General features: G+C 59.9%; 29 protein-coding genes. 25 read left to right on the top strand and 4 right to left on the bottom strand.

Annotation, left to right across the window (positions count from 1 at the left end):
* Window positions 1-77 precede the first annotated feature (77 nt).
* From purM to AKU94_RS13280, 4 genes are all read left to right on the top strand, one after another.
* Window positions 78-1,121, top strand: coding sequence for a phosphoribosylformylglycinamidine cyclo-ligase (purM, locus tag AKU94_RS13265; RefSeq protein ID WP_050527734.1), 1,044 nt, complete (start codon window positions 78-80; stop codon window positions 1,119-1,121).
* A complete protein-coding gene (gene purN / locus AKU94_RS13270) occupies window positions 1,118-1,705 on the top strand; it encodes a phosphoribosylglycinamide formyltransferase (protein WP_050527735.1) in 588 nt (195 codons plus the stop codon). Before purM ends, purN begins: the two co-directional genes overlap by 4 nt.
* Window positions 1,706-1,862: 157 nt before the next feature.
* Entirely contained in the window at window positions 1,863-3,371 is a 1,509-nt protein-coding gene (locus AKU94_RS13275) for a SulP family inorganic anion transporter (RefSeq protein WP_050527736.1), read from the top strand.
* Between the two features lie 15 nt (window positions 3,372-3,386).
* On the top strand, window positions 3,387-4,214 hold the full coding sequence (locus AKU94_RS13280) for a universal stress protein (RefSeq protein ID WP_050527737.1): 828 nt from the start codon (window positions 3,387-3,389) through the stop codon (window positions 4,212-4,214).
* On the opposite strand, the gene AKU94_RS13285 is transcribed toward AKU94_RS13280, so the two are convergent.
* Both AKU94_RS13285 and cobU read right to left on the bottom strand, forming a co-directional pair.
* Window positions 4,211-4,768, bottom strand: coding sequence for a histidine phosphatase family protein (locus AKU94_RS13285; protein ID WP_050527738.1), 558 nt, complete (start codon window positions 4,766-4,768; stop codon window positions 4,211-4,213). The two genes, AKU94_RS13280 and AKU94_RS13285, sit on opposite strands and share 4 nt — an antisense overlap.
* Entirely contained in the window at window positions 4,765-5,295 is a 531-nt protein-coding gene (gene cobU, locus AKU94_RS13290; protein ID WP_232295768.1) for a bifunctional adenosylcobinamide kinase/adenosylcobinamide-phosphate guanylyltransferase, read from the bottom strand. The genes AKU94_RS13285 and cobU overlap by 4 nt, the downstream gene beginning before the upstream one ends.
* Before the next feature lie 62 nt (window positions 5,296-5,357).
* Between cobU and AKU94_RS13295 the strand changes: the two genes are divergently transcribed.
* The 7 genes from AKU94_RS13295 to AKU94_RS13325 all read left to right on the top strand — a co-directional run bounded on the left by AKU94_RS13295 (window position 5,358) and on the right by AKU94_RS13325 (window position 11,561).
* Window positions 5,358-6,233, top strand: a complete 876-nt coding sequence (locus tag AKU94_RS13295) for an RNA polymerase factor sigma-32 (RefSeq protein WP_050527740.1) — start codon at window positions 5,358-5,360, stop codon at window positions 6,231-6,233.
* Entirely contained in the window at window positions 6,233-7,048 is an 816-nt protein-coding gene (locus AKU94_RS13300) for a ChaN family lipoprotein (RefSeq protein WP_050527741.1), read from the top strand. The genes AKU94_RS13295 and AKU94_RS13300 overlap by 1 nt, the downstream gene beginning before the upstream one ends.
* Window positions 7,049-7,129: 81 nt before the next feature.
* On the top strand, window positions 7,130-8,326 hold the full coding sequence (gene coaBC / locus AKU94_RS13305; RefSeq protein WP_050527742.1) for a bifunctional phosphopantothenoylcysteine decarboxylase/phosphopantothenate--cysteine ligase CoaBC: 1,197 nt from the start codon (window positions 7,130-7,132) through the stop codon (window positions 8,324-8,326).
* Between the two features lie 68 nt (window positions 8,327-8,394).
* Window positions 8,395-8,850, top strand: coding sequence for a dUTP diphosphatase (gene dut / locus AKU94_RS13310; protein ID WP_050527743.1), 456 nt, complete (start codon window positions 8,395-8,397; stop codon window positions 8,848-8,850).
* A 51-nt stretch (window positions 8,851-8,901) separates the two neighbouring features.
* Window positions 8,902-9,954: a HesA/MoeB/ThiF family protein gene (locus AKU94_RS13315; RefSeq protein ID WP_050527782.1), complete on the top strand. Its 1,053-nt coding sequence runs from the start codon at window positions 8,902-8,904 to the stop codon at window positions 9,952-9,954.
* 33 nt (window positions 9,955-9,987) lie between these two features.
* Window positions 9,988-10,767 (top strand): transporter substrate-binding domain-containing protein, encoded by a 780-nt coding sequence (locus tag AKU94_RS13320; RefSeq protein ID WP_050527744.1) that lies wholly within the window; start codon window positions 9,988-9,990, stop codon window positions 10,765-10,767.
* Complete coding sequence (locus tag AKU94_RS13325) at window positions 10,767-11,561, top strand: amino acid ABC transporter permease (RefSeq protein WP_050527745.1); 795 nt, start codon at window positions 10,767-10,769, stop codon at window positions 11,559-11,561. Before AKU94_RS13320 ends, AKU94_RS13325 begins: the two co-directional genes overlap by 1 nt.
* Before the next feature lie 9 nt (window positions 11,562-11,570).
* On the opposite strand, the gene AKU94_RS13330 is transcribed toward AKU94_RS13325, so the two are convergent.
* Window positions 11,571-12,452 carry a LysR family transcriptional regulator gene (locus tag AKU94_RS13330; protein WP_050527746.1) on the bottom strand — a complete coding sequence of 294 codons (882 nt, stop codon included), beginning with the start codon at window positions 12,450-12,452 and terminating at the stop codon, window positions 11,571-11,573.
* A gap of 269 nt (window positions 12,453-12,721) precedes the next feature.
* On the opposite strand from AKU94_RS13330, the gene ffh reads away from it, so the two are divergent.
* The 9 genes from ffh to AKU94_RS13380 all read left to right on the top strand — a co-directional run bounded on the left by ffh (window position 12,722) and on the right by AKU94_RS13380 (window position 18,648).
* Complete coding sequence (ffh, locus tag AKU94_RS13340) at window positions 12,722-14,221, top strand: signal recognition particle protein (RefSeq protein WP_050527748.1); 1,500 nt, start codon at window positions 12,722-12,724, stop codon at window positions 14,219-14,221.
* A gap of 11 nt (window positions 14,222-14,232) precedes the next feature.
* The gene (locus AKU94_RS13345) at window positions 14,233-14,529 is read left to right on the top strand and encodes a chorismate mutase (RefSeq protein WP_050527783.1); all 297 of its coding nucleotides are present in this window, start codon (window positions 14,233-14,235) and stop codon (window positions 14,527-14,529) included.
* A 51-nt stretch (window positions 14,530-14,580) separates the two neighbouring features.
* Window positions 14,581-14,949, top strand: a complete 369-nt coding sequence (gene rpsP, locus AKU94_RS13350) for a 30S ribosomal protein S16 (RefSeq protein WP_050527749.1) — start codon at window positions 14,581-14,583, stop codon at window positions 14,947-14,949.
* A gap of 15 nt (window positions 14,950-14,964) precedes the next feature.
* Entirely contained in the window at window positions 14,965-15,597 is a 633-nt protein-coding gene (bluB, locus tag AKU94_RS13355) for a 5,6-dimethylbenzimidazole synthase (RefSeq protein WP_269744966.1), read from the top strand.
* 2 nt (window positions 15,598-15,599) lie between these two features.
* Window positions 15,600-16,112 (top strand): ribosome maturation factor RimM, encoded by a 513-nt coding sequence (gene rimM / locus AKU94_RS13360; protein ID WP_050527750.1) that lies wholly within the window; start codon window positions 15,600-15,602, stop codon window positions 16,110-16,112.
* A complete protein-coding gene (trmD, locus tag AKU94_RS13365; RefSeq protein WP_083445063.1) occupies window positions 16,112-16,957 on the top strand; it encodes a tRNA (guanosine(37)-N1)-methyltransferase TrmD in 846 nt (281 codons plus the stop codon). Before rimM ends, trmD begins: the two co-directional genes overlap by 1 nt.
* Before the next feature lie 50 nt (window positions 16,958-17,007).
* A complete protein-coding gene (rplS, locus tag AKU94_RS13370) occupies window positions 17,008-17,394 on the top strand; it encodes a 50S ribosomal protein L19 (protein ID WP_050527751.1) in 387 nt (128 codons plus the stop codon).
* On the top strand, window positions 17,394-17,615 hold the full coding sequence (gene rpmE, locus AKU94_RS13375) for a 50S ribosomal protein L31 (protein WP_050527752.1): 222 nt from the start codon (window positions 17,394-17,396) through the stop codon (window positions 17,613-17,615). The genes rplS and rpmE overlap by 1 nt, the downstream gene beginning before the upstream one ends.
* A 223-nt stretch (window positions 17,616-17,838) precedes the next feature.
* Window positions 17,839-18,648, top strand: a complete 810-nt coding sequence (locus tag AKU94_RS13380; RefSeq protein ID WP_050527753.1) for a division plane positioning ATPase MipZ — start codon at window positions 17,839-17,841, stop codon at window positions 18,646-18,648.
* A 250-nt stretch (window positions 18,649-18,898) separates the two neighbouring features.
* Here the strand turns inward: AKU94_RS13380 and AKU94_RS13385 are convergent, their stop codons facing one another.
* Entirely contained in the window at window positions 18,899-19,237 is a 339-nt protein-coding gene (locus tag AKU94_RS13385; protein WP_050527754.1) for an ArsR/SmtB family transcription factor, read from the bottom strand.
* Window positions 19,238-19,465: 228 nt separating this feature from the next.
* Between AKU94_RS13385 and AKU94_RS13390 the strand changes: the two genes are divergently transcribed.
* The 5 genes from AKU94_RS13390 to AKU94_RS13410 all read left to right on the top strand — a co-directional run bounded on the left by AKU94_RS13390 (window position 19,466) and on the right by AKU94_RS13410 (window position 22,026).
* Window positions 19,466-19,813 carry an AtpZ/AtpI family protein gene (locus AKU94_RS13390; protein ID WP_050527755.1) on the top strand — a complete coding sequence of 116 codons (348 nt, stop codon included), beginning with the start codon at window positions 19,466-19,468 and terminating at the stop codon, window positions 19,811-19,813.
* The gene (locus AKU94_RS13395; RefSeq protein WP_050527756.1) at window positions 19,806-20,555 is read left to right on the top strand and encodes a F0F1 ATP synthase subunit A; all 750 of its coding nucleotides are present in this window, start codon (window positions 19,806-19,808) and stop codon (window positions 20,553-20,555) included. Before AKU94_RS13390 ends, AKU94_RS13395 begins: the two co-directional genes overlap by 8 nt.
* A gap of 45 nt (window positions 20,556-20,600) precedes the next feature.
* On the top strand, window positions 20,601-20,837 hold the full coding sequence (locus tag AKU94_RS13400; protein ID WP_050527757.1) for a F0F1 ATP synthase subunit C: 237 nt from the start codon (window positions 20,601-20,603) through the stop codon (window positions 20,835-20,837).
* A 75-nt stretch (window positions 20,838-20,912) separates the two neighbouring features.
* Window positions 20,913-21,467: a F0F1 ATP synthase subunit B' gene (locus AKU94_RS13405; protein ID WP_050527758.1), complete on the top strand. Its 555-nt coding sequence runs from the start codon at window positions 20,913-20,915 to the stop codon at window positions 21,465-21,467.
* 4 nt (window positions 21,468-21,471) lie between these two features.
* A complete protein-coding gene (locus AKU94_RS13410; protein ID WP_050527759.1) occupies window positions 21,472-22,026 on the top strand; it encodes a F0F1 ATP synthase subunit B in 555 nt (184 codons plus the stop codon).
* Window positions 22,027-22,048 lie beyond the last annotated feature (22 nt).

Raw genomic sequence — 22,048 nt, forward strand, 5'->3', positions numbered from 1 at the left:
TGTGCCTCGGTCGGGGATCGTCTATCTGGGTCGGGAATCCTTTGGGCCGGTTGCGGCCTTACAAGCCGGGGGCGGATATGACGGGTGAAAATGGGCTGACCTATGCCGATGCAGGTGTGGATATTGACGCAGGCAACGCGCTGGTGGAGCGGATAAAACCCGCCGCCAAACGCACCAGCCGCCCCGGCACCATGTCGGGCCTTGGCGGCTTTGGCGCGCTGTTCGACCTGAAGGCCGCGGGATATGTCGACCCGATCCTCGTGGGGGCCACCGACGGCGTTGGCACCAAACTGCGGATCGCGATTGATACCGGCAATGTCGACACCATCGGCGTCGATCTGGTGGCGATGTGCGTCAATGATCTGGTCTGCCAAGGTGCCGAGCCTTTGTTTTTCCTTGATTATTTCGCAACCGGCAAGCTGGATCTGGATCAGGCCGAGCGCATCATCAACGGGATCGCGGCGGGCTGTGAAGACTCCGGCTGTGCCTTGATCGGCGGGGAAACGGCCGAGATGCCGGGTATGTATCATGGCGGTGATTTTGATCTTGCAGGCTTTGCCGTGGGCGCGATGGAACGTGGCGAGACCCTGCCCAAGGGCGTGGCAGAAGGCGATGTGTTGCTGGGGCTGACATCGAACGGGGTGCATTCCAACGGCTATTCCTTTGTGCGCAAAGTGGTGGAGCGGTCGGGCCTCGACTGGCATTCCCCCAGCCCCTTTGGCGCGGGCACACTTGGGCAGGACTTGCTGGCGCCGACACGGCTTTATGTGAAACAATGCCTCGCGGCGGTGCGTGCGGGCGGGGTGCATGCACTGGCCCATATCACCGGCGGTGGCTTGACGGAAAATCCGCCACGCGTGCTGCCTGATGGGTTGGCCTGCGAGATCGATCTTTCGGCCTGGCCCTTGCCAAAGGTATTCGGCTGGTTGGCCACAACGGCAAATATGACCGAAGAAGAGCTGCTCAAGACCTTTAACTGCGGCATCGGCATGATGCTGGTGGTCAGCGCCGACCGTGCCGAGGCTTTGGCCCAAGAGCTGCGCGATGCGGGCGAAACCGTGGTTACCATGGGCCGCGTGGTGCCCGGAGAGGGCGTGATCTACAAAGGGTCCTTGCTGTGAAGCGTGTTGCCATCCTGATTTCGGGGGGTGGTTCAAATATGGTGGCGCTGTGCCGGGATATGGTGGGGGATCACCCCTGCCGCCCGGTGCTAGTCGCCTCTAACGACCCGGAGGCAGGCGGGCTTGCCCGTGCCGAGGCGATGGGGATCGCCACCGCCGCCGTTGATCACCGCAAGTTTTCGGGAGACCGCGCCGCCTTTGAGGCCGCCTTGCTGGAACCGATCCTTGCCGCAGCCCCCGATATCCTTTGTCTTGCGGGGTTTATGCGGGTGTTGACACCCGCCTTTGTCGCGCGGTTCGAGGGGCGGATGCTGAACATCCATCCCAGCCTTTTGCCGAAATATCCCGGTCTGCATACCCATGCCCGTGCCATTGCGGCGGGCGATACCGAGGCGGGCTGTTCGGTGCATGAGGTGACGGCGGTGCTGGATGACGGGCCGGTTCTGGGCCGTGCCGTGGTGCCTGTGGATGCGGGGGAAACCCCCGAGACTTTGGCCGCCAAAGTTCTGGTTCAGGAACATAAGCTCTATCCGGCGGTCTTGCGGCGCTTCGCTTCGGGCAAGCGTGATTTGCTGGCACTTTGATGCTTTGATGTTTGCCTTGATGTACGCTTTGATGTCTGGGGGCCATAGGGCATTGATGAATTTGCCGTCACGGGTTGGCAACAGGTGGTCCGCGCTGTAGGGAGAGCCCTTGTTTTGATGGCAGGGCGTTGCCCTTTTGCTTGGGGAAGCGGGATTCATGATATCAGCACATCTTTATCGCCAGCAGTGGTTTGGCAACATCCGGTCGGATCTGCTGTCGGGGCTGGTCGTGGCTTTGGCCCTGATCCCCGAGGCGATTGCCTTTTCGATCATCGCGGGGGTCGATCCCAAGGTGGGGCTTTATGCCAGCTTTTCGATCGCGGTGATCACGGCGATTGTTGGCGGGCGCCCGGGGATGATCTCGGCGGCGACGGCGGCGACGGCGGTGTTGATGAAACCCCTGATCGATACCTACGGGCCGGAACTGGGCTTGCAATACCTGTTGGCGGCCACGGTGCTGGCGGGTGTGTTGCAGGTGTTTGCCGGGGTGTTGAAGCTGGGGCGGGTGATGCGCTTTGTCTCGCGCTCGGTGATGACCGGCTTTGTGAATGCGCTGGCGATCCTGATCTTTCTTGCGCAGGTACCCGAGATGGATTTGCGCAATGAGGGCGTGACCATGCTGACCTTTGTGCTGATTGGCGCGGCTTTGGCGATTATCTATCTGCTGCCCTATCTGACCAAGGCGGTGCCTTCGCCATTGGTGGCGATTGTCATTCTGACGGGGCTGTCGATGGCCTTGGGGTTTGAGACCCGCGTGGTCGGCGATATGGGCGCGCTGCCCGATACATTGCCGTTCTTCCTGCTGCCCGATATCCCCCTGACGATGGAAACCTTCTGGATCATCCTGCCGGTGTCCTCGGCCATCGCGGTGGTCGGGCTGTTGGAAAGCCTGATGACGGCCAGCCTGATTGACGATTTGACCGATACCCCCAGCGATAAAAATCAGGAATGCGTCGGCCAGGGCGTGGCCAATATGGCAACCGGATTTATTGGCGGCATGGCGGGCTGTGCCATGATCGGGCAGAGCATGATCAACGTGAAATCCGGCGGTCGCGGGCGGTTGTCCTGCTTTGCGGCCGGTGTGTTCTTGTTGTTCCTGATCGTGGCCTTGGGCGATTTGGTACGTCAGATCCCGATGCCCGCCTTGGTCGCGATTATGATCATGGTGTCCATCGGGACGTTCAGCTGGTCATCGATCAAGAACCTGAAACTGCATCCGCGCTCCAGCTCTATTGTGATGTTGGCGACGGTGGGCTCTGTGGTTTACACACATAATCTGGCGATCGGGGTTGCTGTTGGTGTGCTGCTCTCGGGGATTTTCTTTGCAGGCAAGATCGCACAGCTTTTCCGTGTCACCTCCAGCCTGTCGGCGGATGGCGCAGAGCGGGTTTACCACGTCGAGGGCCAGCTTTTCTTTGCCAGCGTTGAGGATTTCATGGCATCCTTTGATTTCCATGAGGTCTTGGACCGCGTGGTGATCGATGTCTCCAATGCGCATATATGGGATATTTCCTCGGTTGCGGCCTTGGATATGGCGGTGCTGAAATTCCGTCGTGACGGGGCCGAGGTGCAGGTTGTTGGTTTGAACGCGGCCTCTGAGACGATTGTGGACGAACTGGCGCTGCACGATAAACCCGGCGCGCTTGATAAAATGCTTGCTCATTAAAGGAAGGTGGACAGTATGAAGATCATCGCTTTGGTTGACGGTTCTGCCTACGCCCGTTCGGTTTGTGAGTTGGCAGGCTGGGCTGCTGTGCGCCTAGAGGCAGGCGTCGAGGCGCTGCATGTTCTGGGGCGGCGCGAGGTGGGTGAGCAGGATTTATCCGGTGCCATCCGGCTTGGTGCCCGAACCGCGTTGCTGGCGGAGTTGGCAGAGCTGGACGCCGCGCGTGCCAAGCTGATCACCCAGAAAGGCCGCGCGATTTTGGAGGATGCCAAGACCATTCTGGCCGCTGCCGGTGTGGGGGAGGTGACAACCCGTATGCGTCAAGGGGACCTTCTGGCCGAAATCGGGACTGATAATAACCTGATCGTGGTGGGCAAACGTGGCGAGGCGGCGGATTATGCCAAGGGTCATCTCGGCTCCAATCTGGAGCGGATCGTGCGCGGGGTAAAGGGTCCGGTGCTTGTCGCGGCACGCGCCTTTGCGCCTGTGGCCCGCGTTCTTGTGGCCTTCGATGGCGGGCCATCTGCGCGCCGTGCGGTTGATCATATCGCAGGGTCGCCGCTTTTTGCCGACTGCGAGGTGGTCCTGGTCAACGTGGGTGAGGGCGGTGCCGCCGGACTAGAGGATGCAACCGCACAGCTGATGGCCGAGGGGCTGACGGTTGAGGCGCGGCAAGTGCCGGGTCAGCCGGAGAAGGTGCTGTCCAAGATGGTAGAGGAAGAAGGATTCCAGATGTTGGTCATGGGTGCGTATGGCCACAGCCGTATCCGCAGCCTGATCATCGGCTCCACCACCACCGAGATGATCCGGTCGTGCAAAGTGCCGGTGATGCTGCTGCGCTAGGGCCGGTGGTTGATCCGCCCCGCTGACCATGCGCCGTCAAAGGAAACTTCGGTCACGGAAAGCGGGTCGATTTTATGGGCAAAGGCGTCATAGGCGCTGATGCCCAAGGCGCGCTGCACTTGGGTCAGGATAACACCGAAATGGGCGACGATAATGATATCGCTGTGCCCCAGAAGCCTGTCCACCGCGCGGTTCACACGGGCGCAAATCCTGTTCCAGCTTTCGCCTCCGGGGGGTGCTATATCGCCCGGCTCCTCCCAATAGCGGCGTATATGTTCTTGGTCCGTGACTTCGGTTGCGCGCTGTAATTCCCAAGCGCCAAAGTTGATCTCGCGCAGGTCGGGATCATGTGGCAATCGCATTCGCGGGCCGATGATCGCATCCGCCGTGGTCACAGCCCGCGACAGGGTTGAGGAAATGACCGGCGCCTGTGGCAAAAAGCCCGACAGCCGCGCAAGGGCCGAAGTATCGGACAGATCGGCAGGCAGATCGGACCAGCCGACCATCGCGCGCGCATGTGTCGGCCCGTGACGGACCCAGTGAAACCGTGTCATAGCGCGCCTTTCAACACCATGGGCAGTCCCGAGATCACCGCAACGACCAGTCCCGCCTGTGCGGCAAGCGCTTGGTTCAGCCGTCCTTGCGCATCGCGAAACCTGCGTGCCAAGGCGTTGTCGGGCACGATGGACCAGCCCAGCTCATTTGTGACAATCACTACCGGCGCGGGGCAGGCGGCGAGGGCGGCAAGCAGGGCCGCCGTCTCGGACTCGATATCCGCCTCTGCCAGCATGATATTGCTCAGCCACATCGTTGCGCAATCAAGCAAGATCACATCGCCCGCAGTGGCGCCGTGCAGCGCGGCGACAACATCACGCGGCGCCTCGACGGTATGCCACCCTGTTCCGCGGTCGGTCTTATGCGCATCGACCTTGGCACGCATTTCGTCATCCCAGACCTGTGCCGTCGCAAGATAGACCTGCCGCAGGCCGGAGCCCGTGACCAGCCCCTCGGCAAAGCGGGATTTCCCCGATTTCGCGCCGCCTGTCACCAATGTCAGCGGGGGAAGGATTTTTTGCGTCACCAAGTTTGATCCAATCGAAGTGTCGCTGCGTATTCATCGAGACAGCAGCAGGGGGCAGAAAGATGTCACAACCCGGATATAGCGATCAAACCATGTCACGCCAAGCGATGAAGGCGGAGTTGTTGGACGCCGAAACCGAATTACGCCTTGCCTATGCATGGCGCGATCAACGCGACGAGGCGGCGCTGCACCGTCTGATCACTGCCTATATGCGTCTTGCGATCAGCATGGCCGCCAAATTCCGCCGCTACGGCGCGCCGATGAACGACCTGATCCAGGAGGCGTCTTTGGGCCTGATGAAAGCCGCGGACAAGTTTGACCCTGATCGCGGTGTGCGCTTTTCTACCTATGCCGTATGGTGGATCAAGGCGAGCATTCAGGAATACGTCATGCGCAACTGGTCGATGGTGCGCACCGGCTCTACCAGCAGCCAAAAGGCGCTGTTCTTTAACCTGCGCCGGGTGCAGGCGCAGTTGGAGCGCGAGGCAGGTCAGCGTGGCGAGACATTGGACGGCCATCAGATGCGCGCGCAGGTTGCCATTGAAATCGGCGTGCCGCTGAAAGATGTGGAGATGATGGACGGTCGTCTCGGCGGCTCTGACTTTTCCCTCAACGCGACGCAATCATCCGAGGATGAGGGCCGCGAGTGGATTGACGCGCTGGAGGATGAAGGCGCGCAGGCGGCTGATCTGGTTGAGGATCGCCATGACCGCGCCCATCTGCGCAAATGGCTGGTCGAAGCGCTTGCGGGGCTGAACCCGCGTGAGCGGTTCATCATAACCGAGCGCAAGCTGCGCGAAGAGGGGCGAACGCTGGACTCCTTGGGACAAGAGTTGGGGCTCTCCAAGGAGCGCGTGCGCCAGCTAGAGGTCGCTGCATTTGCAAAGCTCAAACGCAGCCTTGAAACCGACGCGAGGGAAGTGCATAATTTTTTGTAATGAAAAACGCTTTCCGCCTGACTTTTGCTGCATGCACCCTTGGGGGCGGTATTGCCTGCGGGCAGGATGTTACCCTTGCTGATCTGCCAGAGGCAGTACCCGCAGAGATTGTGATCATCGGCGAACTGCATGACAATCCTGCGCATCACCTGATCCAGGCGGAACTGGTTGCGCGCTGGTCCCCAGCGGCGCTGGTGTTTGAGATGCTGACGCCTGAACAGGCCGCTGCCGTGGGGCCGGATCGTCAGGATGCCGCCGCAATCGCAAAGGCGCTGGCGTGGGAGGGCAGTGGCTGGCCCGATTATACCCTCTATCACCCGATTTTCGCCGCGTCTGGCGCGGCTGCGATCTATGGCGCCGCGCTTGACCGTGCCGATGTTCGCCGCGCCATGGTCGAAGGCGCCGCGGCGGTTTTCGGCCCGGAGTCGGCGCGCTTTGGTCTCGATATCCCCCTGCCTGTATCAGAGCAATCCGCGCGGGAGGCAGACCAGATGGCGGCCCATTGCGATGCGCTTCCGCCCGAGATGTTGCCGGGCATGGTTGCGGCCCAACGTCTGCGTGACGCGGCATTCGCGCGCACGGCACTGCAAGCCTTGGTTGAGACCGGCGGGCCGGTGGTTGTCATCACCGGTTCCGGTCATGCGGATAAACAGCGAGGGATACCGGCAGCGCTCTCCAAGGCGGCACCGCAAACGACAGTTTTCAGCATCGGCCAGACCGAATCCGACCCCGGCGCGGAGGCCCCCTATGATGCGTGGATCATCGCCGCCCCCACCCCGCGCGAGGACCCCTGTGCGGCTTTTACAAAACCGTAAAGGTTTTTTTGCTGTTAAAGGCGTTCACCTCGGTCGGTAAACCGGATAGCCTTGGGTCAAACCACAGGGTAAGGGTGCGGAATGCTGTCAGACAAGCGTATTTTACTTGTGATCGGGGGGGGGATATCCGCCTTCAAATCGCTTGATCTGATCCGCAGGTTGCGCGAACGCGGCGCGTCCGTGACCCCTGTCCTGACCCGCGCGGCGGAGCAATTCGTCACCCCCTTGTCGGTTGCGGCGCTTTCTGGCTCCAAGCTGTACCGCGACCTTTTCGACCTGACCGATGAGGCCGAGATGGGGCATATCCAACTGTCGCGTTCTGCCGATCTGATCGTGGTGGCCCCTGCCACAGCCGATCTGATGGCCAAGATGTCCCATGGCCGTGCTGATGATCTGGCCTCGACGCTTTTGCTGGCCACGGATACGCCGGTTTTGCTGGCGCCTGCGATGAATGTGCGGATGTGGGATCATCCGGCGACACAGCGCAATATTGCCACGCTGCGCGGTGATGGGATCCGCTTTGTCGGGCCGAATGCGGGCGATATGGCCTGCGGGGAACATGGCCCCGGCCGGATGGCCGAACCGATGGAGATCCTGGCCGCGATCGAGGCGGGATTTGCCAAAGGGCCGCTTGCGGGCAGGCATGTTCTGGTCACCTCTGGCCCGACGCATGAGCCGATTGATCCGGTGCGCTACATTGCCAACCGGTCCTCGGGGGCACAGGGCACGGCGATTGCGGCCGCCCTGCGCGATCTGGGCGCGCGGGTGACATTTGTCACCGGTCCGGCCAGTGTGCCACCGCCCAGCGGTGTGGATGTGGTGCGGGTTGAAACGGCGGCGCAAATGCTGGGTGCAGTAGAGGCGGCCCTGCCTGCGGATGCGGCGGTTTTCGCGGCGGCTGTGGCCGATTGGCGAGTAGTGAATGCCGCCACCTCCAAGATGAAAAAGGACGGATCGGGCAAGGCCCCCGCGTTGGAGTTCGCGCAAAACCCCGATATTCTGGCGCAGGTCTCGGGGCTGTCACAGGGACGGCCCGCGCTTGTCGTGGGGTTTGCCGCCGAGACCGATGACGTGATCGCCAATGCCACGGCCAAACGTCTGCGCAAGGGCTGTGACTGGATCGTGGCCAATGATGTCTCGCCTGCAACGGGGATCATGGGGGGCGCGGAAAACGCGGTGACGGTGATCACGGGCGAGGGTGCAGAGAGTTGGGCGCGCATGGGTAAATCCGCCGTAGCACAGCGACTGGCCGCGAAAATCGCCGCGGCACTGGCCTAGGCCTGCTGCGTGCTTGAAACCGGCAGGTCAGCCCCCTAAGAACGGCGTAAATCCATAGGAGAGCGAAGATGCAGATCAAAGTGTTGGATGCGCGGTTGCATGACTGGGGCCTGCCACGGTTCCAGACCGAGGGCGCGGCGGGGGTGGACCTTTTTGCCTGTGTTAAAAGCGTTGTGCAGATTGAGGCCCAAGCCCCTGCGATCCTCATTAAATCCGGCATTGCGATTTCATTCGGGGATCCGTCGGTTGCGGGGCTTGTGTTGCCCAGATCGGGTGCCGGCCATAAAAAGGGGCTGGTGCTGGGCAATACCGTCGGCCTGATTGACCCCGATTATTCGGGGGAGATCATGATGAGCGTCTGGAACCGAAATCCGGTCGGATCTGCCCCGATCGAGGTGCGCGCAGGCGACCGGATTGGCCAGTTGGTCTTTGTGCCCGTTGTTCGGCCGACGTTCGAGGTTGTCGAGGAATTTACCGAACAAACCACCCGCGGCGCCGGTGGGTTCGGGTCAACCGGGAGCTGAGCCTATGTGCATCTGCCTGCTACGTCCCCATTTTTGGCATTTGGCGCAAAGATGATCGGCATTTTGGGGTTCATCGTTTTGTTTGTGGCGGGGCGCTTTGGCGCGCCAAGGTTGATGGCCGTGCTGGCGCTGTTCTGGTGGGGGATCCTGGTGCTTGCCCATGCACCGCTGATGCCGCAGCCTAATCCGGCGGCAGGTTTTCTGGGTGGGGATTTCATTGCGTGGCTGTTGTTTGGCATCCTTGCAGTACCGGTTCTAGCTTACCGCTATGGCTTGCAGGCGCTGCGTCGCAAGGTTTTGGCGCGGGCAGAGCCTGCGCCCCCCCCCGGTGCTTTTCGCCCTGTTGAGCTGGAACGCTATGCCCGCCATATCATGCTGCGCGAAATCGGCGGGACAGGGCAGAAACGCCTGAAGGATGCGCGGGTGCTGGTGGTCGGGGCTGGCGGGCTGGGCAGCCCCGTGTTGCTGTATCTGGCGGGCTCGGGGGTTGGGCATATCGGGGTGATCGATGATGATGTGGTCGACAATTCCAACCTGCAGCGGCAGGTGATCCATACCGACGCCCGCATCGGCATGCCCAAGGTGCAATCCGCGCTTGTGGCGATGCGGGCGCTGAACCCTTTTGTGGATGTGCAGGCCTATCAGCAACGTCTGGACGCGGATACGGATATTTTGGCGGGCTATGACCTGATCCTTGACGGGACCGATAATTTCGACACGCGCTATCTGGTCAACCGGCTGTGTGTGGCGGCGGGCAAGCCCTTGATTGCGGCGGCCATAACCCAATGGGAAGGGCAGATCAGCCTGTATGATCCGGCCCATGGCGGCCCTTGTTTCGAATGTGTCTTTCCGACCCGCCCGGCCGAGGGCATGGTCCCAAGCTGTGCCGAGGCGGGGGTGGCCGCGCCCTTGCCCGGCGTGATGGGGTCGATGATGGCGATGGAGGCGGTCAAGGCGCTGACGGGTGCGGGAGAGGGGCTTCGGGGGCGCTTGATGATCTATGACGGGCTTTATGCCGAGGCGCGTATGATTGGCGTAAAGCCGCGCCCTGATTGCCCCGTTTGTGGCGCCGCATCCGCTGGACATTCCCACCCCAGCCGCTAATTTGGTCCAAACCTGTAACAAAAGGCGCCCTCCATGAAACTGACCGCGTCCCTTGGCCTGCTGGCCGTTCTTGCCGCCCCTGCCTTTGCTGCCGATTTGCCGGATCTGGCGGGTAAGGAGGTTACGGTGGTCACGGAAAACGCCTATCCGCCGCTGCAATTCGTGCAGGACGGTGTGGCCATGGGCTGGGAATATGATGCGCTGGCCGAGATTGCGGCGCGGCTGAACCTGACGGTGGTCTATGAGACGATCTCATGGGATGCGATGATCCCCGCCGTGTCTGAGGCGCAATTCGATATGGGGATGACAGGGATCACCATCCGCGATGACCGCAAGGAAATGGTCGATTTTTCCGATGCCTATATGCGGTCGGAAATGGTTATGCTGGTGCGCGGCGACGAAGACCGTTTTGCCGATTCCGCCGGTTTTGCCGCCGATCCGGACCTGTTGATGGCCGCACAGCCCGGGACGACGCCGTTTTATGTCGGCGTTTATGAGGTGCTGGACGGGGATGAGGCGAATCCGCGGATCAAGATGTTTGAGACCTTTGGCGCAGGGGTGCAGGCGCTGCGCAACGGTGATGTCGATCTGGCACTGACCGATAGCACCGGCGGCATGGGTTATGTCGCGGCAAGCGAGGGCAAGCTGAAGATCGTGGGCGAGAAACTTGGCGCCGAGGATTTCGGCTTTATTTTTCCCAAGGGCTCCGATCTGGTGGCGGCGGTCAATGCCGCGATTGCGGATATGCAGGCCGATGGCACGATGGATGCGCTGAACAAGAAATGGTTCGTTGATTTCAGCTTTGGCGGCTGATGCGGCCCGCGCGTAACAAGGCGGATTTCCCCTATTGGCTGCTGATCCTGATCGGGATTGGCGGCTATTTGTTTTGGGAAGTGGTGTCGGATGATCTTTACGCAGATATCCTGAGGACGCTGTCCAAAGGCATCTGGACGACCGTAATGGTGACAGTTGTCGGCTTTGGCATGGCGGCGGTTTTGGGGCTGTTGCTGGCGGTGGCGGCCGGGTTACGCTTTATCGTGATCCGTCAGGCGGCACGGCTTTATATCGAGGTGGTGCGCGGCGTGCCCATCATCGTCTTGCTGCTCTATGTGGCCTTTGTGTTGGCGCCGGGGTTGGTGGCGCTGTGGAATTGGGGTGCGGGCAACCTTGGGTTTGATCCGGTCCGCAACCGTGATTTCTCGCTGTTGTGGCGGGCGGTGATTGCGCTGACCATCGCCTATTCGTCCTTTCTGGCCGAGGTGTTTCGCGCGGGGCTTGCCTCGGTCGATCAGGGCCAGATCGAGGCCGCTGAGGCGCTTGGCCTGTCGCGCTGGCAACGGTTCCGCCTGGTGGTTTTCCCGCAGGCCCTGCGGGTGATCCTGCCGCCCTTGGGCAATGATTTCGTGGCCATGGTCAAGGACAGCAGCCTTGTCTCTGTGCTGGGGGTGACCGATATTACCCAACTTGGCAAGGTGACGGCGGCGGGGAATTTCCGTTATTTTGAGACCTATAACGTTGTGGCACTGGTCTATTTGACGATGACGATCACGCTGTCGCTTTTGCTGCGGCAATTGGAGAAACGGATGCGTCGCGGACAGGAACGCTAACCCGTCGGGTCACAGGCGCCGCCAGATGACCGCGGTCTCTTTCAGATGGGACAGGAACCGCTGTACCTTCAGGGTGCGGTGCAGGTCGATATGGGTGACCAGCCACAGCGGGACGTCCCATTCGGGGCGGGGGGGCATCACCTCGATCAGATCGGGATAGCTGCTGGCCGCCACCCGCGAGATGAAGCCGATCCCCGCACCGGCACTGATTGCCTGATACATCGCCGCAGGGTCCGAGGCCCGAAACCGCAGTGCGGGTGTTGGCGTCACCGCCTGCAGCCAGCGCGAATAGGGCGCGCGGCTGCTGGTCTCATCGCTGACAACAAAGCGGTGGTCGGCCAGATCGGCATCCGTTTCGGGCAGGCCATTGGCGGCGGCATAGCTGGCCGAGGCATAGAGCGCGTGACGCAGATCCATGAAGGGTTGCACGACATAATCGGCTTGGGCGGGGGCGGCTCCGGCCCGCACGGCAACATGGGCCTCACCATAATCCAGCCGGAACAACCGCTGCCCCGTCAGAAAGCGTGGAGTTACTTCGGGATAGAGTGTTTGGAACGCCACCATGCATTGCACCATCTGCGCCGAGATATCTGCGATAGAGGTGAGGGCCAGATCGCCGCTGACGGTTTCCCCCTTGCCGCGAATGCGGTTGGCGAGCTGGGCGAATTGATCCTCGGTGATCTGGGCCACCGTCAGCAGGTCGCGCCCGGCTTCGGTGGTGGCATAGCCGCGCGCATGCCGGTGAAACAGCTTTTCGCCCAGCCGTTTTTCCAGTGCATCAACATGGCGGATCACGGTGGCGTGATGCACGCCCAAAACCTCTGCTGCGCCGGAAACCGTGCCTGCGCGCGCGACCTGATAGGCGGTTCTGATTTCGTCCCAATTGTCCAATGGAAAGACCCTTTTGGTAGCAGCGGTTCGCTGCAGATTAGCGCGTCATTGCGACGAGGTGAAAGGCCAAAACGGAGAGAGGCTTGACTCTGCGTGCCTGCGCGCATATCAGCGTGGCAATTCCCGGAGGTATATAGCTTCCGGTCCCTTGGCTTTTGCCGGGATCGCCATCCGTCAGCGCGTTGCGCCCACGGGTGCCGCCTTGCATTGGCTTTTTCGCCGCCGGCATTTATACCGGCCTTTTGCAACAGCCTGACGGAGGGCAGCCCATGTTCGAGAACCTATCAGAACGCCTCGGCGGTGTCTTTGACCGGCTGACCAAGCAAGGTGCGCTGACGGAGGATGATGTCTCCACCGCGCTGCGCGAAGTGCGCGTGGCCTTGCTGGAGGCCGATGTTTCACTGGCCGTTGCGCGTGACTTTGTCAAAAAGGTACAGGCCAAGGCGGCGGGCCAGCAGGTCACCAAATCGGTGACACCGGGCCAGCAGGTCGTGAAAATCGTCCATGATGAGCTGATCAAGGTTCTGGCCGGTGAGGGTGAGGCAGACGCGCTCAAGATCGACAACCCGCCTGCGACGATCCTGATGGTGGGTCTGCAAGGCTCGGGGAAAACGACGACGACTGCCAAACTGGCAAAACGCCTCAAAGAGCGGATGGGTAAGCGGGTGCTGATTGCCTCGCTCGATACCAACCGTCCCGCCGCGATGGAGCAGTTGGCGATTTTGGCCACGCAAATCGGCGTTGACAGCCTGCCGATCGTCAAAGGTCAATCGGCTGTTGAGATTGCCAAACGTGCCAAAACGCAAGCCGCGATGGGCGGCTATGATGTGGTGTTCCTTGACACTGCGGGACGTTTGCACATCGACCAGGTGTTGATGGACGAAATACAGGCCGTCCGCGATATTGCCCAACCGCGTGAGACTTTGCTGGTCGTCGATGGTTTGACCGGTCAGGACGCGGTGAATGTGGCCACCGAATTTGACGGCAAGGTTGGCATCTCCGGCGTTGTCCTGACGCGGATGGACGGCGACGGGCGCGGCGGTGCAGCGCTTTCGATGCGGGCCGTGACCGGCAAACCGATCCGTTTTGTTGGCCTTGGCGAAAAGATGGACGCGCTGGAAACCTTTGAGGCAGAGCGCGTTGCGGGCCGGATTTTGGGTATGGGCGACATCGTTGCCCTTGTTGAAAAGGCGCAAGAAACCTTTGAGGCCGAAGCCGCCGAGCGTATGGCCAAGCGCTTTGCCAAGGGTCTGTTCAACATGAACGACCTGCGCAGCCAGCTCGAGCAGATGCTCAAGATGGGCGGGATGCAGGGCCTGATGGGCATGATGCCGGGCATGGGCAAAATGGCCAAACAGGCCGAATCTGCGGGCTTTGATGATACCATGCTGCGCCGCCAGATCGCCTTGATCAACTCGATGACCAAAAAGGAACGCGCCAACCCCTCCTTGCTGGCCGCCAGCCGCAAAAAGCGGATCGCAAAGGGTGCGGGGCTTGAGGTGCAGGAGTTGAACCGTTTGCTGAAACAGCACAAGCAAATGGCCGATATGATGAAGAAAATGGGCAAGGGTGGCGGCATGAAGCAAGCCATCAAGCAGATGATCGGCGGCAAGGGCTTGCCTGATCCGTCCAAGATGACGCCAGAGCAGATGGAAGAGGCCGCGCGCGGGATGCAGCAGGGGCTTGGCGGCGGCCGTGGCGGAATGCCGGGCATGGGGGGTGGTATGTCACTGCCGCCGGGCCTCTCCGGCATGATGAAAAAGAAATGAGCGGGGCGGGTATGACGACAGATGCGACCCGCGCGCAGGCGCTGCTCAAAGAGCACCGCGACAGCATCGACCGGCTGGATGCGATCCTGCTGTACACGCTTGCCGAACGTTTCAAACAGACGCAGGCCGTGGGCAAGCTGAAGGCGGAACATGATCTGCCGCCCTCGGACCCGAGCCGTGAGGCCCGCCAGATCGAGCGGCTGGAATGGCTGTCAAAAGAGGCGGACCTCGACCCCGAGTTTGCCAAGAAATTCCTGACCTTCATTATCTCGGAAGTGATCAGGCATCACGAAAACCTACAGAAATAACCAAAATATCCGGGTCTTTTCCGGAATGACAAAACCTAAGGAGACGACAAAATGTCCATGAAAATCCGTTTGGCCCGTGGTGGCTCCAAGAAACGTCCGCATTACGCAATCGTTGCAACCGACAGCCGTATGCCACGCGACGGCCGCTTTCTTGAAAAGCTGGGCACCTACAACCCGCTTTTGGCCAAAGACAGCGAAGACCGCGTGAAAATGAACATGGAGCGCGTGCAGTACTGGTTGGGTCAGGGCGCACAGCCGACCGACCGCGTTGCACGTTTCCTCGAAGCGGCCGGCGTTCGTGAAAAGAAAGTGCGCAACAACCCTAAATCGGCTGTTCCAGGCAAGCGTATGGCTGAATTGACGGCCAAGAAAGCAGCGCGTGACGCGGCTCCGGCAGAAGCTGCTGCTGACGCTGAATAAGCGACGGCCTGCCGCGTGCAAGGTCAGTATGACAAGGCCTTTCAGGCCGAGTTACGCGATCTGATGCGGTGGCGGCGCGATGTGCGTCGCTTTCACACAGATCCGGTTGAGGCAGCGGTTTTGGATCGCTGCCTTTCTGCCTTTTCCTTGGCGCCCTCGGTCGGCCTGTCCGAACCATGGCGTGTAATCTCTGTTGAAAGCGCTGCCGCGCGCGCTGCGGCAGTGGCGAATTACGAGGCGGCAAACGCTGAGGCATTGGCGGGGTATAGCAGTGACAAAGCCAAGCTTTACGCAGGTTTGAAGCTGTCGGGTATGCAAGAGGCCCCTGTGCATCTTGCGGTGTTCAGCGATGACGCCACCGCCAAAGGGGCAGGGCTTGGGGCGCAATCGATGCCCGAGACCCGCGCCTATTCGGTGGTGGGGGCCATCACCCTGTTCTGGCTTGCGGCCCGTGCCGAGGGCTTGGGCATCGGCTGGGTCTCTATTCTGGACCCTGTGCTGCTGGCGCGGGATCTGGATGTGCCAAGCGATTGGCGTCTGATCGGCTATCTCTGTGTCGGGTGGCCCGAGGAAGAGGCGCAGACACCGGAATTGGAACGCGCGGGCTGGGAACAGCGCAGCCCCGCCTTGTTTTTGGAGCGGCGATAATCATGAAACCTGATCCCTCAAATCAGATCTGTGTGGGCGCGATTTCCGGCTCTTACGGGGTGCGCGGCGAGGTGCGGCTGAAGAGTTTTTGCGCCGAGCCGACGGCAATTGCCGATTACGGCCCGCTTTATACCGAAGACGGCACAAAAAGCTATAAGATCACACTGACACGCCCCGTGGCGGGCGGGCTTGGGGCGCGCATTTCGGGCGTGAACAACAAGGAAGAGGCGGACGCGCTGAAAGGTGTCAGCCTTTTTGTCAGCCGTGATAACTTGCCAAGCCTGCCAGATGATGAGTTTTATCACACCGATCTGATCGGCCTTGAGGCGCGCGATACCGGCGGGGTTTTGCTGGGCAATGTGACTTCGGTGCATAATCACGGCGCGGGGGATTTGCTGGAAATCGGGGGCGGCGGGCATCCGTCGATCCTGTTGCCGTTCACCATGGCGGTGGTGCCGACGGTTGATCTGGCCGCGCGGCGGATTGTTGTGGACCCGCCCGAGGGGTTGGACTGATGCCGGATGACAGTTCCAAACCCGGGCGCATGAAATCCCATGGCCGGATCTCCGTCGGGGCCAACCTGAAGCCGCGCGACCTGATGGGTGATGTGCAGCTTGTGGGCGCGTGGCGGGCCAAGGTCGTGACCTTGTTCCCCGAAGCGTTTCCAGGTGTTTTGGGGCTGTCGTTGACGGGTAAAGCGTTGGATATGGGGCTTTGGGCCTTGGAGACGATTGATTTGCGACCCTTTGGCATGGGCCGTCACAAAAATGTCGATGATACGCCGGCGGGTGGTGGCGCGGGCATGGTCTTGCGGGCCGATGTCGTTGGTGCCGCGCTGGATCAGGCGGCCGAGGGCACGCCCCAAGACCGCGCCGAATGGCCGGTGGTTTATCTTTCCCCGCGCGGTAAACCCTTTGATCAGGCAATGGCGCAACGCTTTTCCAACGCCAAGGGGATGACCCTGCTTTGCGGTCGTTTTGAGGGCGTGGATGAACGGATTTTGCATCATTACGGTGTCGAAGAGGTCTCATTGGGGGATTTCGTCTTGACGGGGGGCGAGATTGCCGCGACAGCCTTGCTAGATGCGACTGTGCGGCTTATACCGCGCGTACTTGGGAATCAGACATCCACCGAAGAGGAGAGCTTTTCGGATGGGTTGTTGGAGTTCCCGCAGTTTACGAAACCCGCCGTTTGGAACGGGCTCGCGATACCGGAAATACTTCAGTCCGGACATCACGGGAAAATTGCCAACTGGCGGCGGGCAATGGCCGAAAGGCTGACAAAGGAACGCAGGCCTGATCTCTGGCGGGCTTACTGTGCAAGGCACGGTAGGGACCCGGTTGAAGACCAAGAGCAATAGGGCGGCATCACCATCGCGGGAAAACCGTGAGCATATAGAAAGGAACAGGTATGAACCTGCTCGCAACGATCGAGGCGGAACAGATTGCCGCCCTCGGCAAGACCATCCCGGACTTCAAGGCCGGCGACACCATCCGTGTCGGCTATAAAGTGACCGAAGGCACGCGTTCGCGCGTTCAGAATTATGAGGGCGTTTGCATTTCACGACGCGGGGGCTCCACTTTGGCTGCATCCTTCACCGTGCGCAAAATCTCTTTTGGTGAAGGCGTGGAACGTGTGTTCCCGCTCTATTCCACCAACATCGACAGCATCGAAGTTGTGCGCCGTGGCCGCGTTCGCCGCGCCAAACTGTACTATCTGCGTGATCGTCGTGGCAAATCCGCCCGGATCGTGGAGGACACCCGTTACAAAGCGCCCAAGGCAAAAGGAGCGGAATGATGAGAGAAGGTATTCACCCCGATTACCACATGATCGAAGTCAAAATGACAGACGGTACTGTGTTTCAGACCCGCACAACCTGGGGCAAAGAGGGCGAGCAAATGGCGTTGGATATCGACCCGCTTGCGCACCCGGCCTGGACGGGCGGAAACTCTCGCCTGATGGATACTGGCGGTCGTGTGTCGAAGTTCAAAAACAAATACGCAGGTCTTGGCTTCTGAGCCAGCCACCCTGTGGTTTGATATCGCGCCGTCCCTTCGCAGGGGGCGGCGTTTTCATATCCACCCCTCGACTCTTGCTATGCGTGTGCGCCTTGGGGTGCGGCCCGATTGGCAACATCACGGGAAAGAGGGTGGAAATTAACCAAAAGGGGGCTTCCCCTTTGCGTGTCACATTGTCATTACAAAGGGGACATTAGGCCAATTTGGGCAAGGCAGGATCAGCATGGTGCATATTATCGTTGTCGGAAATGAAAAGGGCGGTTCGGGGAAGTCCACCACCTCTATGCATGTGGCGACGGCTTTGGTGCGTATGGGGCACCGTGTTGGGGCCTTGGATCTTGACCTTAGGCAGCGCACCTTTGGCCGTTACGTTGAAAACCGTCTTGCTTATTTGGCCCGCGCCGGTTTGGACTTGCCCTCTCCTGATTACCGGACCCTTCCTGAAATTTCGGCCGAGGATCTTGGTCCGGGAGAAAACGCTTATGACGCGCGGCTGTCGACTGCTGTCAGTGAGTTGGGCGCGGTGTCGGATTTTATCATCATTGATTGCCCCGGATCGCATACCCGCCTTAGTCAGGTGGCCCACAGCCTTGCGGATACTCTGGTCACCCCGCTGAATGACAGCTTTATTGATTTTGATTTGCTGGCGCGGATTGATGCGGAAACAGGCAAGGTGATCGGCCCGTCCATTTATTCCGAGATGGTCTGGCAGGCGCGCCAGTTGCGCGCACAGGCAGGGTTGAAGCCGATTGACTGGCTTGTGGTGCGTAACCGGCTTGGGGCACAAAACATGCATAACAAGAAAAAAGTGGGTGCCGCGCTAGAGGAGCTTTCGCGCCGCATCGGCTTTCGTGTTGCCCCCGGTTTTTCCGAACGGGTTATCTTTCGAGAGCTGTTTCCCCGCGGTCTAACACTGCTGGACCTTAAAGATACCGGCGTAGACCAGTTGAATATGTCGAACCTTGCAGCCCGCCAAGAGCTGCGCGATCTTTTGGCTGAGCTTAGGCTGCCTGGCGTAACGGTAGAGTTCTGAACAGGTTAAACAGCGGTGGCGGGCGCTGGCATTCGTTATCAAGGCGCGCCAGTCGCTCTAGCAGAATATCATCTTCTAAGGGGTCGGATCGCTTGGTGAATGTAATGAGGTCACTAAGCTTTTTCATGGTGTCAACTCCGATCCAAGATGTTTCCGGGTGACCAGATTTGTGGTGAATTCGGTCGGCAATGTGACTGTCTGTGGCAATCACCAAGACGGAATTAAGGCGTTTTAGAACAAATTGTCTGGATCAGATATCGTCGGGGACTGTCTCCAGTTCCGTCGCCAGAAAGCGTTCAAAGGCCTCAAGGTTGACGGGTTCGAACTGCCCGAAGCCTTGCATCCAGATCGAGCTGTTGCGCAGGGCGTCGGGTTCCAGCTTGCACCATTTCACGCGACCCCGTTTTTCCTGACTTATCAATTTGGCATCGGCCAGCACCTGCAGGTGTTTGGAGATCGCGGCCAAAGACATCGCGAATGGGGCGGCGACATCGGTTACGGCCATATCATCCTCCAGCAGCATCGACAGGATCGCGCGGCGGGTGGGATCGGCCAGGGCGGCAAATGTGGCATCCAGATCTTTGGTCATAGGGGTGTTTGTGCAGCGGGGCGCGGCAATCGTCAACCACTTGGTTGAATATGGCCTGCGCCAACTGGCTGGGCAATAGCGCGCAAAATCTTTGTACGGGTGGAGATGAAAACGTGTATTTGTTGTGAAAACAACAGGTTGTGATCAAGGCACTTGGGCGGAAGCTCGCTTGACTCGGGCGGTTTGTCTGCGTAGGTATGGCGCGAACGTTCAAGGGGCGTCTTTACCATGACGGAAGAACCCGATACCGCGCGCTTGAAGGCTCTTGAGGCCAGAATAGCCGCGATCAAGGGGCAGCCTGGGGTAGAGAAGTCCGGCGGCGGCAAGGCATTTACGCAGGGCGAAGTGGCTTGGAGGATGGTGCTCGAATTGGTGTCCGGCATGTTGCTGGGGCTATCGATCGGGTTCGGGCTGGACTATGTCTTTGACATACAGCCCCTCTTCCTGGTGATTTTTGCGCTGCTCGGCTTTGTGGCTGGGGTGCGCACCATGTTACGGACCGCGCAAACCATGCAGGCAAAGCATGACATACAACAGGCGGAAACGTCGATAAAGAACGAGGGCGACAATGGCTGAGGAAGGCGCAAGCGGTTTCCAGATTCACCCGATGGACCAGTTCATCGTGAAACCGCTGTTTGGCGGCGATCATATCGCTTGGTATACGGTCACCAATGTGACGTTGTGGATGGCGATTGCTGTTGTTGCCATTGCGGCCATGCTGATGCTCGGCACCCGTCGTCGCGCTATCGTGCCATCGCGCAGCCAGTCGGTTGCCGAGTTGATCTACGGTTTTGTCTATAACATGGTTGAAGAGGTTACTGGTCGCGAAGGGGTCAAGTATTTCCCCTATGTCTTGACCTTGTTCCTGTTCATCCTGTTTTCCAATCTGCTGGGCCTCTTGCCCGCAGCTTTCACCACAACCAGCCATATCGCCGTGACCATCGTGCTTGCGATGCTGGTGTTCCTTGGTGTGACTATTCTTGGCTTCGTCAAGCATGGCATCGGGTTTCTTGGGATGTTCTGGGTGTCTTCGGCGCCTTTGGTCATCCGTCCGATCCTGGCTGTGATCGAGGTTATCTCTTATTTCGTCCGTCCGGTTTCCCACTCCATTCGTTTGGCGGGTAACCTTATGGCGGGCCATGCCGTGATCAAGGTGATCGCCGGCTTTGCAACGCTGGTTGTGGCCTCTCCGGTCGTGATCGGTGCAGTGACAGCGCTTTACGGGCTGGAGCTGTTGGTGGCCTGCGTGCAGGCATACGTCTTTACCATCCTGACCTGCGTATATCTTCGCGACGCCGTTGGCGACGTGCACCACTAAGGTCTCAATCAAACCAAACTACTAATTCCATAAGGAGCAAATGCTATGGAAGGCGAACTCGCACAAATGGGTAAGTACATCGGCGCAGGTCTGGCAGCTTTCGGGCTTGGCGGCGCTGGTATCGGCGTGGGCAACATTGCAGGGAACTTCCTTGCAGGCGCTTTGCGTAACCCTTCGGCTGCTGCCGGTCAAACTGCAACGCTCTTCGTCGGCATCGCATTCGCCGAAGCACTGGGCATCTTCTCGTTCCTGATCGCCCTGCTGCTGATGTTTGCGGTCTGATCCACGCTTTCGTGACCTTTCGGCCGGACGGGATCTCCCCGCCCGGCCAAGTCTTGAGGATGCTGGAGAAACGACATGGCGACTGAAGTGCTTGACGCTGCAGCAGCAGCCCACGAGGCGGGCCACACGGCCGAAACCTCCTCCGGCATGCCGCAGCTTGATATTACAACATGGGACAACCAGATCTTCTGGCTCTTGGTGTCCTTGGTTGCAATCTACCTGATCGTGACCCGTGTGGCTGTGCCACGTATCGGGGCGGTTTTGGCCGAACGCCGTGGCACGATCACCAATGATCTGGCCGCTGCCGAAGAGTTGAAGCTGCAAGCGAGTGAGGCGGAAACCGCATATAACAAGGCGCTTGCCGCCGCGCGGGCCGAAGCCTCAAAAATCATCGCCGCGGCGCGTGCGGATATTGAAGCGGATCTGGCCAAGGCCACCGCCAAAGCCGACGCGGAAATCGAAGCGAAAACTGCTGTCTCTGAAAAGCGGATCGCAGAGATCCGTGAAGGAGCGTTGGAAAGCGTGACCGAAGTGGCCAAAGATACCGCCAAGGAACTGGTTTCGGTTCTGGGTGGTAAAGCGGACGCCCGGTCTATCAATGCGGCCGTGGCCGCGCGTTTGAAGGGATAACGCCATGAAAAAGCTAATCCTTTTGGCAAGCGCCAGTGCTACACCGGCCTTTGCTGCCTCGGGCCCGTTCTTCTCGCTTGGCAATACGAACTTTATCGTGACCGTTGCCTTTATTTTGTTCGTCGGTGTGCTGCTGAAATTCGGCGTGCCGGGCATGTTGACCGGTCTTTTGGACAAGCGTGCTGATCAGATCAAAGCTGACCTGGATGAGGCCCGCGCGTTGCGCGAAGAGGCCAAGGCCATTTTGGCAAGCTATGAACGCAAGAAGAAAGAAGTGCAGGAGCAATCCGACCGGATCGTTGCCTCTGCCAAGGAAGAAGCGGTTGCTGCGGCGGAACAAGCCAAGGTCGACCTGTCCAATTCCATCGCGCGGCGTCTTGCCGGCGCCGAGGATCGGATCGCTTCGGCCGAGGCGGGTGCCATTCGTGCGGTGCGTGAACATGCGGTTGCAGTTGCGATTGCGGCGGCAAGCGATGTATTGGCCAAGCAGGCAACGCCCGAAACCTTGTCTGCATCCGTTGATGATGCAATCAAACAAGTTGGCGCAAAAATGCATTGATCCGTTGTATTTGGATCTGAAC

This window comes from Pseudorhodobacter aquimaris, from assembly GCF_001202025.1.
Classification (GTDB): Bacteria; Pseudomonadota; Alphaproteobacteria; order Rhodobacterales; family Rhodobacteraceae; genus Pseudorhodobacter; species Pseudorhodobacter aquimaris.

Coding starts and splice junctions, on each gene's coding strand:
- purM (WP_050527734.1), top strand. CDS start 78: ATGACGGGTGAAAATGGGCTGACCTATGCCGATGCAGGTGTGGATATT.
- AKU94_RS13275 (WP_050527736.1), top strand. CDS start 1,863: ATGATATCAGCACATCTTTATCGCCAGCAGTGGTTTGGCAACATCCGG.
- AKU94_RS13280 (WP_050527737.1), top strand. CDS start 3,387: ATGAAGATCATCGCTTTGGTTGACGGTTCTGCCTACGCCCGTTCGGTT.
- AKU94_RS13285 (WP_050527738.1), bottom strand. CDS start 4,768: ATGACACGGTTTCACTGGGTCCGTCACGGGCCGACACATGCGCGCGCG.
- AKU94_RS13295 (WP_050527740.1), top strand. CDS start 5,358: ATGTCACAACCCGGATATAGCGATCAAACCATGTCACGCCAAGCGATG.
- AKU94_RS13300 (WP_050527741.1), top strand. CDS start 6,233: ATGAAAAACGCTTTCCGCCTGACTTTTGCTGCATGCACCCTTGGGGGC.
- coaBC (WP_050527742.1), top strand. CDS start 7,130: ATGCTGTCAGACAAGCGTATTTTACTTGTGATCGGGGGGGGGATATCC.
- dut (WP_050527743.1), top strand. CDS start 8,395: ATGCAGATCAAAGTGTTGGATGCGCGGTTGCATGACTGGGGCCTGCCA.
- AKU94_RS13315 (WP_050527782.1), top strand. CDS start 8,902: ATGATCGGCATTTTGGGGTTCATCGTTTTGTTTGTGGCGGGGCGCTTT.
- AKU94_RS13320 (WP_050527744.1), top strand. CDS start 9,988: ATGAAACTGACCGCGTCCCTTGGCCTGCTGGCCGTTCTTGCCGCCCCT.
- AKU94_RS13325 (WP_050527745.1), top strand. CDS start 10,767: ATGCGGCCCGCGCGTAACAAGGCGGATTTCCCCTATTGGCTGCTGATC.
- ffh (WP_050527748.1), top strand. CDS start 12,722: ATGTTCGAGAACCTATCAGAACGCCTCGGCGGTGTCTTTGACCGGCTG.
- AKU94_RS13345 (WP_050527783.1), top strand. CDS start 14,233: ATGACGACAGATGCGACCCGCGCGCAGGCGCTGCTCAAAGAGCACCGC.
- rpsP (WP_050527749.1), top strand. CDS start 14,581: ATGTCCATGAAAATCCGTTTGGCCCGTGGTGGCTCCAAGAAACGTCCG.
- rimM (WP_050527750.1), top strand. CDS start 15,600: ATGAAACCTGATCCCTCAAATCAGATCTGTGTGGGCGCGATTTCCGGC.
- trmD (WP_083445063.1), top strand. CDS start 16,112: ATGCCGGATGACAGTTCCAAACCCGGGCGCATGAAATCCCATGGCCGG.
- rplS (WP_050527751.1), top strand. CDS start 17,008: ATGAACCTGCTCGCAACGATCGAGGCGGAACAGATTGCCGCCCTCGGC.
- rpmE (WP_050527752.1), top strand. CDS start 17,394: ATGAGAGAAGGTATTCACCCCGATTACCACATGATCGAAGTCAAAATG.
- AKU94_RS13380 (WP_050527753.1), top strand. CDS start 17,839: ATGGTGCATATTATCGTTGTCGGAAATGAAAAGGGCGGTTCGGGGAAG.
- AKU94_RS13385 (WP_050527754.1), bottom strand. CDS start 19,237: ATGACCAAAGATCTGGATGCCACATTTGCCGCCCTGGCCGATCCCACC.
- AKU94_RS13390 (WP_050527755.1), top strand. CDS start 19,466: ATGACGGAAGAACCCGATACCGCGCGCTTGAAGGCTCTTGAGGCCAGA.
- AKU94_RS13395 (WP_050527756.1), top strand. CDS start 19,806: ATGGCTGAGGAAGGCGCAAGCGGTTTCCAGATTCACCCGATGGACCAG.
- AKU94_RS13400 (WP_050527757.1), top strand. CDS start 20,601: ATGGAAGGCGAACTCGCACAAATGGGTAAGTACATCGGCGCAGGTCTG.
- AKU94_RS13405 (WP_050527758.1), top strand. CDS start 20,913: ATGGCGACTGAAGTGCTTGACGCTGCAGCAGCAGCCCACGAGGCGGGC.
- AKU94_RS13410 (WP_050527759.1), top strand. CDS start 21,472: ATGAAAAAGCTAATCCTTTTGGCAAGCGCCAGTGCTACACCGGCCTTT.